We start from the raw sequence: 11026 nt of genomic DNA on the forward strand, positions 1-11026 counted from the left end.
ATCGAGGGCCCGGCGGGCGGGGAAGGAAAGCGGCGGGCGATGCGGCGGGTTCCAGCGGTGCGGACTCAAGACTCTACGAACCGGGCTCTGCGCATCCAGAGCAGACCAGACTCTGAGAATCCAGACGCACGAGGGCGGCTGACGGTTGGCCGTCGGCCGATACGGTTACGGATTCGGGCTCACCGCGACTCCCAAGCGTGACTCTAGAGGTACGGAGCCGGGAAGCCGGGACCGGCCTGGGGCATGGCCGGCGGCTCCAGCTCGGTGCGGCCGAGCCTGCGGCCGAGCACGATCGCGGCCGCGATCCCGGCGAGCAGACCGGTGAGGTGGCCCTGCCAGGAGATGTGCATGGCGTTGACCTCGGCGGACGGATAGAGCAGGACGAGCGTCCACTGATAGTAGAGGGCCACCGCGACGCCGAGCAGGATCTGCCACACGGCCTCCCAGATCGAGTGGGCGAAGAAACCGCGGGCGACCAGGTAGCCGAGGTAGCCGAAGATCAGTCCGCTGGCACCGACCACGGCCACGTTGGACGGGCCGAGCAGCCAGTAGCCGAGGCCGCCGAGCACCACGACCAGGGCCGTGACATAGGCCCAGCGGCGCGCGCCGTCCAGCGCCACCAGGAAGCAGGTGACCGCCAGCGGCACGGTGTTGCTCTCGATGTGCTCCACCGAGGCGTGCAGCAGTGGCACCGCGATGATGTGCGGCAGCGAGTTCAGGTGCCGGGCGACCAGGCCGAAGGAGCCGTCGAGGCGATAGCCGTCGGCCGCGTTGAAACCCTGGACCAGCCAGATCGCGGCCAGCGCCGCGAGCGTGACCACCAGGGCCGTACGTACACTCAGGAGCACGGATCTGCCGCGCACCACCACGTTCGACGACATCGCCCGCACCTCCTCGCCCGGCCCCGCCCGATGCGCCACGCCATCCCACGGATGCCGTTCGCCGACACCCCTACGCTTCGCACCATAGCGCTCCGCGGCGTCCTGCGCGCCGGTCTTGTGCGGTGCGTACAAATCCGGGTCGTACGGACAGGTGCGGTCCCCCCGCGCGGACCCGCCTCAGCCTTGCCTACACTCAAGGAGACTTCGATAAGCAGTGATAGGAGCCCACACGTGCGTAAGGTGCTGATCGCGAACCGGGGTGAGATCGCCGTACGGATCGCCCGGGCCTGTAAGGACGCCGGGATCGGCAGCGTTGCGGTGTATGCGGACGGGGACCGCGACGCACTGCACGTACGCGTGGCGGACGAGGCCTACGCGCTGGGCGGGCAGACCTCGGCCGAGACGTACCTGGTGGTGGCCAAGCTGCTGGACGCCGCCGCACACTCCGGGGCCGACGCGGTGCACCCGGGCTACGGCTTCCTGGCCGAGAACGCCGAGTTCGCGCAGGCCGCGCTGGACGCCGGGCTGATCTGGATCGGCCCGTCCCCGGACGCGATCCGGGCCCTGGGCGACAAGGTGGCCGCGCGGCACATCGCGCAGCGGGCGGGCGCGCCGCTGGTGGCGGGCACCGCGGATCCGGTGGCCGGCAGCGACGAGGTGGTGGCCTTCGCCCGCGAGAACGGCCTGCCGGTCGCGATCAAGGCGGCCTTCGGCGGCGGCGGGCGCGGCCTGAAGGTGGCCCGCACGCTGGAGGAGATCCCCGAGCTGTTCGACTCGGCGGTGCGCGAGGCGGTGGCCGCGTTCGGCCGCGGCGAGTGCTTCGTGGAGCGCTATCTGGACCGGCCGCGGCACGTGGAGACGCAGTGCCTGGCCGACCAGCACGGCAACGTGGTCGTGGTCTCCACCCGGGACTGCTCGCTGCAGCGGCGGCACCAGAAGCTGGTCGAGGAGGCCCCGGCGCCGTTCCTGAGCCAGGCTCAGGTCGACGAGCTGTACCGGGCTTCCAAGGCGATCCTGCGCGAGGCGAACTACGTCGGCGCGGGCACCTGTGAGTTCCTGGTCGGGCAGGACGGGACGATCTCGTTCCTCGAGGTCAACACCCGGCTGCAGGTGGAGCACCCGGTGAGCGAGGAGGTCGCCGGGCTCGACCTGGTGCGGGAGATGTTCCGCATCGCCGACGGCGAGGTGCTCGGCTACGACGACCCGGTGCTGCGCGGGCACTCCTTCGAGTTCCGCATCAACGGCGAGGACCCGGGCCGCAACTTCCTGCCGGCCCCGGGCGTGGTGAGCACCTTCCGCGCCCCGACCGGCCCGGGCGTGCGGCTGGACTCCGGGGTGGAGCAGGGCGCGGAGATCGGCCAGAACTTCGACTCGCTGCTGGCCAAGCTGATCGTGACCGGCCGCACCCGGACCGAGGCGCTGGAGCGCTCCCGCCGGGCCCTGGCCGAGTTCGAGATCGACGGCATGCCGACGGCGCTGCCGTTCCACCGCGCGGTGGTGGCCGACCCGGCGTTCGCCCCGGCCGACCCGGGCCAGCCCTTCTCCGTGCACACCCGGTGGATCGAGACCGAGTTCGACAACACCATCGCGCCGTTCGCGGGCCCGGTCGGCGAGGCGGCCGAGGACGCCGGGCGCGAGTCGGTGACGGTGGAGGTCGGCGGCAAGCGGATCGAGGTGGTGCTCCCGGCCGGGCTCGGCCTGGCGGCTGGCGCGCCGGCGGCCGCGGGCGGGCGCAAGGCGGCCAAGCGCGGCGGCGCCGGGGCCAAGAAGGCCGCGGCCACCGGCGAGGCGCTGACCTCGCCGATGCAGGGCACGATCGTGAAGGTGGCGGTCGAGGAGGGCCAGCAGGTCGCGGCCGGCGAGCTGATCGTGGTGCTCGAGGCGATGAAGATGGAGCAGCCGCTGAACGCGCACAAGGCCGGCACCGTGGTCGGCCTCGCGGCCGAGGTCGGCGCCACCGTGTCCTCGGGCGCCGTGCTCTGTGAGATCAAGAACTGAAATATAGATCGCGGCTTGCTCGGCAAGGCAACCTTGGGGACGAAAACCGTGTCCCCAAGAGCCTCGCCGCGCCGCGATGCCGCATATCAGGCCCTGAAATCGAGCCGCATCACGACGCGGCGCTTGGTCGGGTGGGCGACCTCGCGGAAGCCGGCCGCGGCGAAGACCTTGCGGGCGCCGACGTGCATCTCGCCCCAGGTGATCTCGCGGCCGGGCTCGGTGATCATGGGGAAGGCCTCGAGGGCGGCGGCGCCGCGGGCGCGGGCGAAGTCCACGGCCGCGGCGGTGAGGACCGCGGTGAGGCCGGCGTGGCGGAACTCGGTGCGGGTGAAGAAGCAGGTGACGGCCCATACGCCGGAGTCGGCCGGGTCCTCGCCGCGTTCCCGCCAGGCCAGGCGGGCGGGCGGCAGGTTCGGGAACGCGGCACGGGGCTCGACGTTGCACCAGGCCGCCGGCTCGTCGCCGACGTAGGCGACCAGTCCGGTGGTGGACGCGGCGGCGCCGTCGCCGGCGTGCGTCTGCTCGCGCAGGTGGTGGGCGCGCACGTCGTCGGGCGTGGCGGCCCAGTCGCCCACTGGGATCTTGAACCGCTGGCAGTAGCAGGCCAGGCCGTGGCAGCGGGCCTTGTCGAGGATCAGGTCCAGCTCTTCCCAGTCCGCCTCGTTCGCGGGCACCACGCGTACGTCCATACCGGGCACGCTAGCCGCCGGCACCGACAGGCGCGGCGGCCGGACGTGGCGCGCCGGGCCCGGCGCGCCGCAGGGACTCAGTCCTCGTGGTCGCTGTGCAGCCGGCGGGCGGCCTCGGCGATGGAGCCGGAAAGGGACGGATAGACGGTGAAGACCGAGGCCACCTGATCGACCGTCAGGTGCAGGTCCACCGCCATGGACAGCGAGTGGATCAGCTCACTGGCCCGCGGCGCGACCACGACGCCGCCCAGGACGGTGCCGGAGCCGGGGCGGGCGTAGAGCTTCACGAAGCCGTCGGTGAAGCCGATCATCTTCGCCCGCGGGTTGGTCGCCAGCGGCAGCTTGACCACGTCGAAGCGCGGGTCCTCGGACTCGGCGTTGAAGGTGGTGCGCCCGACGGTGGCGATCTCGGGCGAGGTGAAGATGTTCGCGGACACCCGCTTGAGGTTGATCGGCCAGACCGCCTCACCCAGCGCGTGGTAGACGGCGATGCGGCCCTGCATCGCGGCTACCGAGGCCAGGGCGAGCAGGCCGGTGCAGTCGCCGGCGGCGTAGACGTTGGACGCGGTGGTGCGCGAGACCCGGTCGACCAGGATGTGGCCGGACGGCGTGGTCTGCACGCCCGCCTCGGGCAGGCCGAGGCCCTCGGTGTTGGGCAGCGAGCCGACGGCCATCAGCACGTGCGTGCCGGTGACGCTGCGCCCGTCCTCGAGCGTGACCACGACCCGGTCGCCCTCGCGTACGGCCGAGGCGGCCCGGGAGCGGCCGAGCACGCGCATGCCGCGGCGCTGGAAGACCTCCTCGAGCACCTGCGCGGCGTCCTGGTCCTCGCCGGGCAGCACCCGGTCGCGCGAGGAGACCAGGGTGACCTGCGAGCCGAGGGCCTGGTAGGCGCCGGCGAACTCGGCGCCGGTGACGCCGGAGCCGACCACGATCAGCTCGGCCGGGAGCTCGGTGAGCCGGTAGAGCTGGGTCCAGGTCAGGATGCGCTCGCCGTCGGGCTGGGCCGAGGCCATCTCGCGCGGGCGGGCGCCGGTGGCCAGCAGCACCGCGTCGGCCTCGAGCAGCAGGTCCTCGCCGTTCGGGACGGCCACCTCGACCGCGGTGGTGGCGGCGCCGTCGGCCGGGGCCAGCTTGCCGAAGCCGCGCACGATCTCGACCCCGGCCTTGACCAGGTCCTCGCTGATGTCCTCGGACTGCTTGGCGGCCAGCGCCAGCACCCGCTCGTTGATCCGGGCCAGGTCCACCGCGGTGACGGTGCCGCTGTCGACGCCGAGCGCGGGGGCGTCCTGCAGCGCGGTCATCAGATCGGAGGTCGCGATCAGGGTCTTGGACGGCACGCAGTCGGTGAGCACCGCGGCTCCCCCTATGCCGTCCCGGTCCACCACGGTCACCTGGGCGCCGAGTCGGGCGGCCACCAGTGCCGCCTCGTAGCCGCCTGGTCCGCCGCCGATGATCACGATTCGAGTCACGTGCCCCATTGTCCCATGCGGCGCAGGCCCGGAAATCGGTGGCCCGCCAGGGCCGCGCCCCGCTAGCGTCGGTCGCCGCACCCGAGAACGAAGAGGTAGACGATGGCAGGCTCCCCGCGCGGAGATTTCGCCGTGCTGCGGCACCGGGACTTCAGGATCCTGCTCGGGGACCGGCTGCTCGCGCCGCTGGCCTCCGCCTTCTCGCTGGTGGGCGCCTCGTTCGCGGTGCTGGACGCGACCGGCTCGACCACGGACCTGTCCTACGTGCTGGCGGCGCAGCTGGTGCCCTCGGTGCTGTTCATGCTCCTGGGCGGGGTGGCGGCGGACCGGTTCCGGCCGCAGCGGGTGATCATCGCGGCGAACCTGCTGGTGGCGCTCGGCGAGGGCAGCTTCGGCCTGCTGATGCTGCTGCACACGGTGAACCTGCCGCTGATGCTGGTCCTGGAGTTCTGCACCGGCATCGGGACCGCGCTGTTCTGGCCGGCGTCGATGGCGCTGCTGCCGAAGATCGTGCCGGCCGAGGACCTGCAGACGGCCAACGCGCTCTCCCGGCTGGTGATGAACGGCGCCCAGATCGGCGGGGCGGCGATGGCCGGGGTGACGGTGGCGGCGGTGGGTCCGGGCTGGGCGCTGTCCGTATGCGGGTTCGGGATGCTCGGCACCGTGCCGCTGCTGACCTCGCTGCGGGCGGAGGCGAACGTGCGGCCGCAGGACGCGCCCGGCCTGTGGCACGAGCTGAGGGAGGGCTGGCACGAGTTCCGCTCGCTGCGCTGGGTGTGGGTGACCGTGCTCGAATACCTGGTGATCAACGCGTGCTGGTACGGCGGCCTCTACGTGCTCGGTCCGGCGATCGTGCAGCAGCACCTGGGCGGGCCGGCCGCGTGGGGCTGGCTGAACGCGGCGTTCTCGGCGGGGCTGATCCTGGGCGGCGCGGGGGCGCTACGCTACCTGCCGAAGCGGCCGATGCTCGCGGTGGCGGGGCTGCCGGTGAGTTTCGGCCTCTCCTGTTTCGCCATCGGGGAACTGTGGCCGCTGTGGGCGGTGATGGCGGTGTGGGCATTGGCCGGGGTGTGCAACGAGTGCCTGGTGGTGAGCTGGAACGTGTCGCTGGCCCGGTTCGTCCGGCCGGAGCGGCTGGCCCGGGTCTCCGCGTACGACGGGCTCGGCTCCACCCTCGCCATGCCGCTCGGCGCGCTCGCCGCCGGGCCGCTCTCGGCCCACCTCGGGGCCGCGCACGCCGAGCTGATCGCGTTCGTGGTGGTGACCGGGACGGTGCTGGCGACGCTGGCGTGCAGGGACGTGTGGACGATGCGGCTGAGCGACGCGCCGGACTGGAGCGCGCGCGAACCCGCCGCGCTGGCAGGGCCCTGAGCGCGCCGGATCCGCGCCGCGCGCCGGGCTGTGCCTGCGCCCGGGGTCTGACGGTCCGACGTATGCTCTAGCGCGTGACTGAGGAAACGATTTCCGAACACCCGCGCGAGGCGGCCGAGCAGGCCGCGCGGCAGCTCGTGGACAAGCTCGGCGGCGTGCCCGATCTGGCCCTGGTGATGGGCTCCGGCTGGGTGCCCGCGGCCGACGCGCTGGGCACCGCCGAGGCGGAGTTCAGCGTGACGGATTTGCCCGGGTTCACCGCGGCGGCGGCCCTGGGGCACGCCGGGCGGATCAGGGGCGTGCGACTGGCGGCGTCGGGCAAGCTCGCGGCCGTGTTCCTCGGGCGCACCCACTTCTACGAGGGCCACGGCGTCGCGAAGGTGGTGCACGGCGTGCGCACGGTCGCGGCGGCCGGGTGCAAGACCGTCGTGCTCACGAACGGCTGCGGCGGGATCAACGCGGACTACGGCGTGGGCCAGCCGGTGCTGATCAGCGACCACCTGAACCTCACCGCGCGCTCCCCCATCGCCGGCGCGAACTTCGTGGATCTGACGAACCTTTACTCCCCACGGCTGCGCGCGCTGTGCAAGGAGGTCGACCCGACCCTGGTCGAGGGCGTCTACGCGCAGCTGACCGGGCCGCACTACGAGACGCCCGCCGAGATCAGGATGCTGCGGACACTCGGGGCCGACCTGGTGGGCATGAGCACCGTGCTCGAGGCGATCGCCGCGCGCGAGGCGGGCCTGGAGGTGCTCGGCATCTCCCTGGTGACCAACGCCGCGGCGGGCATGACCGGCGAGCCGCTGAGCGCGCAGGAGGTCATCGACACCGGGAACGCGGCCGCGAGCCGGATGGGCGCGCTGCTGCGCGACGTCCTCGGCCGGATCTGACGGGTAGGAAGGAACGAGGACGATGAGCGAGATCTCCGAACTGTTGGAAGAGGTCGAGGCCTGGCTGGATCAGGACCCGGACGAGGAGACCAGGGCCGAGCTACACGAGCTGCTGGAGGGGCTGCTGAGCGCGGCCAGCAGCTCGGCGGCGTACGCGGAACTGGCCGACCGCTTCGACGGGACGCTCGAGTTCGGCACCGCCGGGCTGCGCGGCGAGCTCGGGGCCGGGCCGAACCGGATGAACCGGGTCGTGGTCACCCGCGCCGCGGCCGGCCTCGCGGCGTATCTGAAGGCGAACGGGCACGTCGAGGAGCCGGTGGTGATCGGCTACGACGCGCGGAAGAACTCGGACGTGTTCGCCCGGGACACCGCCGAGATCCTGACCGGGGCCGGCCTGCGCGCGCAGCTGCTGCCGCGGCCGCTGCCGACGCCGGTGCTGGCCTTCGCGATCCGCCACCTCGGCGCGTGCGCGGGGGTGATGGTCACCGCGAGCCACAACCCGCCGCAGGACAACGGCTACAAGGTCTACCTGGGCGAGGGCTCGCAGATCGTGCCGCCCGCGGACGCCGACATCGCGGCCGCGATCGCGGCCGTCGGGTCGATCAAGACCCTGCCGCGCGGCAACGGCGACGGCGAGGGCGAGGACTGGGAGACGCTGGACGAGACGCTGCTGGAGGCCTACCTCAACCGGGCCGTGGGCATCGTGGAGGCCTCGGACATGGACGAGGACGCCGCGATCGCCCGCCGCCGCGCGCTGAAGGTGGTCTCCACCGCGCTGCACGGCGTGGGCGGGGCGGTGCTCGGCGACGCCTTCGAGCACGCCGGGTTCCTCCGGCCGGTCGCGGTGCCCGAACAGCAGGAGCCTGATCCGACCTTCCACACCGTGGCGTTCCCCAACCCGGAGGAGCCCGGCGCGATCGACCTCGCGCTGGCGCTGGCCGAGGCCGAGGACGCGGACCTGGTGGTGGCGAACGACCCGGACGCGGACCGCTGCGCCGTGGCGGTGCCGCTGCCCGGCGGCGGGTGGCGGATGCTGCGCGGCGACGAGGTGGGCGGGCTGCTCGGCGAGTACCTGGCGGCCGGGGACGGTGCGAAGCCGGACGAGGCGCAGGAGGCGGACGAGGCGGCGGACGACGAGGCCGAGGAGCGGGTCTTCGCCACCAGCATCGTCTCCTCGAGCCTGCTCGGGAAGATCGCGGCGGCGCACGGGCTCGGGTATCAGGAGACGTTGACCGGCTTCAAGTGGCTGGCCAAGGTGCCCGGCCTGGCCTTCGGGTACGAGGAGGCGCTCGGCTACTGCGTGGACCCGGGCGCGGTGCGGGACAAGGACGGGATCACCGCGGCGCTGGCCGTGGCCGAGTACGCCTCGAAGCTCAAGCAGGCCGGCCGGACGCTGCTCGACGCGCTGGCCGACCTCGACGCGAAGTACGGCCCGCACCGCACCGACCAGCTCTCCCTGCGCGTGTCCGACCTCGCCGTGATCCCGCGGATCATGGCGACGCTGCGGCAGGACCCGCCGAAGGAGCTCGGCGGCCTCGCGGTGACCCGGTTCGAGGACCTGGCCGAGGGCGGGCAGCTGCCGCCGACGGACGGGCTGCGCTTCACGCTCGAGGGCGGCGCGCGGGTGATCGTGCGTCCCTCGGGCACCGAGCCGAAGCTCAAGTGCTACCTGGAGGCCGACTCGGCCGAGCGGCTGGCCGCGATCAAGGAGTCGCTGCAACCGCTGCTCGAGGCGTAGCGGCGCCCCGGCGCAACGGCGGCACCGAAAACGGCGGGACCCGGATGATCACGCGATCATCCGGGCCCCGCCGTGCGTCGGTCGTGCTCAGTGCACGATCACGGCCACGATCAGGAACACCAGGGCGGCGACCACCGGCGCGATCGTCGCCACATTCGGGCGCACCGTGACCTTCGGTTGCGCTGCGGCGGAGGCCCCGGCGGCCGGGCGCCCGTGCTGCAGGTCGTTCCAGTGCATGATCCGCTCGTTCATCTCGGACACCGCCTGGTCGGCGAAGGACAGCCGGTCGATCGACTCGATGCCGCCGCCGCGGCGGCGCGGGCCCACTTCCGAACCGAAGGGCGCACCGTAGCCGATGTAGCCGCCGACACGCTGGGGCCTGCCCTCCGCGCGCTGCTGCCGGGTGCGCTCGCGCAGGCGGGCGCGCTCGACCTTGCGCCGGTCGCGCAGCGAGACCGGCACGGCCCAGACCGTGTAGCGGGTCTGCTCGGTGTGCACGATGAAGGACAGCTTCGCGGTGAGGTTCGTCACCGCGGACCACGGCACCGAGATCGTGCGCATCGGGTTGCGCACCACCAGCCGGTCCTCGTGCGCGAACGCGGCCGGGAAGACGCCGTAGGCGAAGGCCAGGGTGGCCACGAGGAACAGGATCGAGGCGCCGATGATGTCCGCGCTGCCCTCCTCCACGAGCAGGTCGATCGCCCCGCCGAGGCAGAACAGCGTCACGAGTGCGCCACCGATCAGCGCGCCGAGGCCGCGGTAGACCGTGGGCTTCTCGGCCGACTGTGGCGAAGTGGCAGGGGATGTCATGATCTGGATTGTGCCCCACCCGCCCCCGGCGGGTCCATGCGGCCCATGGCGACGGTTCGGCAACGGCGGTGGAGCACCGTCCGGAGCCCGGCGACGCGCTGAGCCGGCAAGCGCGCGGCAGGCGTGGGCCACCGCCCCGCGATCCGGGCGGGCAGGGGGTGCGACGGCACGCTCGGAGAACGTTTACTGTGGAGGCGTGACCAGCTCCATCCAGGCGGCGACGCAGCCGCACTCAGACCCCGACCCGAGCGGGGCCGCCGCGACGGAAGCGACTTTGCGGCGCTTTCTTCTCGGCCTGCCCGGGGTGGACAAGGTGGGCCTCGAGGCCCGCGCCGCCCGGCTCGGCACCCGGTCGATCAAGACCACGGCCAAGGCCGCGGGCATCGACCTGGCGATCCGGATGATCGACCTGACCACGCTGGAGGGAGCGGACACCCCGGGCAAGGTCAGGTCCCTGTGCGCCAAGGCCCGCCGGCCCGACCCGTCCGACCCCGCCTGCCCCTCCACCGCCGCGGTATGCGTGTACCCGGACATGGTCGCCGTGGCCAAGGAGCAGCTCGTGGGCAGCGGCGTGCGGGTGGCCTCGGTCGCCACCGCCTTCCCGTCCGGGCGCGCGAGCCTGGAGGTCAAGCTCGCCGACACCGCGTACGCGGTCGCGGCGGGGGCGGACGAGATCGACATGGTGATCGACCGCGGCGCCTTCCTGTCCGGGCGGCTGTCGGAGGTCTTCGAGGAGATCAGGGCGGTGAAGGCGGCCTGCGGGAGCGCGCACCTGAAGGTGATCCTGGAGACCGGCGAGCTCGCCGCCTACGACAACGTGCGCCGCGCCTCCTGGCTGGCCATGCTGGCCGGGGCGGACTTCATCAAGACCTCCACCGGCAAGGTCAGCCCGGCCGCGACGCTGCCGGTGACGCTGCTGATGCTGGAGGCGGTGCGCGACTACACCGCCCAGACCGGCCGCAAGGTCGGGATGAAGCCCGCCGGCGGCATCCGCACCAGCAAGGACGCGCTCAAGTACCTGGTGACGGTGAACGAGACCCTCGGCGAGGGCTGGCTGGATCCGGACTGGTTCCGCTTCGGCGCCTCCTCGCTGCTCAACGACCTGCTGTTGCAGCGTCAGAAGCTCGCCTCGGGGCGTTACTCCGGCCCGAACTACGTGACGGTGGACTGAGAAGAC

9 protein-coding genes are annotated in these 11026 nt (G+C 72.8%); 5 read left to right on the forward strand and 4 right to left on the reverse strand.

Going from position 1 to position 11026, the window contains the following annotated elements:
* Nucleotides 1-203: 203 nt before the first annotated feature.
* The gene (locus KDL01_RS12335) at nt 204-881 is read right to left on the reverse strand and encodes a rhomboid family intramembrane serine protease (protein WP_212528578.1); all 678 of its coding nucleotides are present in this window, start codon (nt 879-881) and stop codon (nt 204-206) included.
* 231 nt (nt 882-1112) lie between these two features.
* On the opposite strand from KDL01_RS12335, the gene KDL01_RS12340 reads away from it, so the two are divergent.
* On the forward strand, nt 1113-2879 hold the full coding sequence (locus KDL01_RS12340) for an acetyl/propionyl/methylcrotonyl-CoA carboxylase subunit alpha (RefSeq protein WP_212528579.1): 1767 nt from the start codon (nt 1113-1115) through the stop codon (nt 2877-2879).
* Nucleotides 2880-2965: 86 nt separating this feature from the next.
* Here KDL01_RS12340 and KDL01_RS12345 read toward each other — a convergent pair whose 3' ends face one another.
* Both KDL01_RS12345 and KDL01_RS12350 read right to left on the reverse strand, forming a co-directional pair.
* Nucleotides 2966-3568 carry a GNAT family N-acetyltransferase gene (locus tag KDL01_RS12345; RefSeq protein ID WP_212528580.1) on the reverse strand — a complete coding sequence of 201 codons (603 nt, stop codon included), beginning with the start codon at nt 3566-3568 and terminating at the stop codon, nt 2966-2968.
* Between the two features lie 77 nt (nt 3569-3645).
* Nucleotides 3646-5049 carry an NAD(P)H-quinone dehydrogenase gene (locus KDL01_RS12350; protein ID WP_212528581.1) on the reverse strand — a complete coding sequence of 468 codons (1404 nt, stop codon included), beginning with the start codon at nt 5047-5049 and terminating at the stop codon, nt 3646-3648.
* Nucleotides 5050-5142: 93 nt separating this feature from the next.
* On the opposite strand from KDL01_RS12350, the gene KDL01_RS12355 reads away from it, so the two are divergent.
* The 3 genes from KDL01_RS12355 to KDL01_RS12365 all read left to right on the forward strand — a co-directional run bounded on the left by KDL01_RS12355 (nt 5143) and on the right by KDL01_RS12365 (nt 9039).
* Nucleotides 5143-6411 carry an MFS transporter gene (locus tag KDL01_RS12355; protein WP_212528582.1) on the forward strand — a complete coding sequence of 423 codons (1269 nt, stop codon included), beginning with the start codon at nt 5143-5145 and terminating at the stop codon, nt 6409-6411.
* A 74-nt stretch (nt 6412-6485) separates the two neighbouring features.
* Entirely contained in the window at nt 6486-7301 is an 816-nt protein-coding gene (locus KDL01_RS12360; RefSeq protein WP_212528583.1) for a purine-nucleoside phosphorylase, read from the forward strand.
* A 22-nt stretch (nt 7302-7323) separates the two neighbouring features.
* Nucleotides 7324-9039: a phospho-sugar mutase gene (locus KDL01_RS12365; RefSeq protein WP_212528584.1), complete on the forward strand. Its 1716-nt coding sequence runs from the start codon at nt 7324-7326 to the stop codon at nt 9037-9039.
* Between the two features lie 87 nt (nt 9040-9126).
* On the opposite strand, the gene KDL01_RS12370 is transcribed toward KDL01_RS12365, so the two are convergent.
* Nucleotides 9127-9849, reverse strand: a complete 723-nt coding sequence (locus KDL01_RS12370; protein ID WP_212528585.1) for a PH domain-containing protein — start codon at nt 9847-9849, stop codon at nt 9127-9129.
* Between the two features lie 208 nt (nt 9850-10057).
* Here KDL01_RS12370 and deoC point away from each other — a divergent pair, with 208 nt between their 5' ends.
* On the forward strand, nt 10058-11020 hold the full coding sequence (deoC, locus tag KDL01_RS12375; RefSeq protein ID WP_368861553.1) for a deoxyribose-phosphate aldolase: 963 nt from the start codon (nt 10058-10060) through the stop codon (nt 11018-11020).
* Nucleotides 11021-11026: the final 6 nt, after the last annotated feature.

Source organism: Actinospica durhamensis (assembly GCF_018139695.1).
In the GTDB taxonomy this organism is placed as follows: domain Bacteria; phylum Actinomycetota; class Actinomycetes; order Streptomycetales; family Catenulisporaceae; genus Actinospica; species Actinospica durhamensis.

What these genes read in the sequence shown, in the direction of transcription:
- KDL01_RS12335 (WP_212528578.1), bottom strand. Translation starts at nt 881, where the DNA reads ATGTCGTCGAACGTGGTGGTGCGCGGCAGATCCGTGCTCCTGAGTGTA.
- KDL01_RS12345 (WP_212528580.1), bottom strand. Translation starts at nt 3,568, where the DNA reads ATGGACGTACGCGTGGTGCCCGCGAACGAGGCGGACTGGGAAGAGCTG.
- KDL01_RS12350 (WP_212528581.1), bottom strand. Translation starts at nt 5,049, where the DNA reads ATGGGGCACGTGACTCGAATCGTGATCATCGGCGGCGGACCAGGCGGC.
- KDL01_RS12355 (WP_212528582.1), top strand. Translation starts at nt 5,143, where the DNA reads ATGGCAGGCTCCCCGCGCGGAGATTTCGCCGTGCTGCGGCACCGGGAC.
- KDL01_RS12365 (WP_212528584.1), top strand. Translation starts at nt 7,324, where the DNA reads ATGAGCGAGATCTCCGAACTGTTGGAAGAGGTCGAGGCCTGGCTGGAT.
- KDL01_RS12370 (WP_212528585.1), bottom strand. Translation starts at nt 9,849, where the DNA reads ATGACATCCCCTGCCACTTCGCCACAGTCGGCCGAGAAGCCCACGGTC.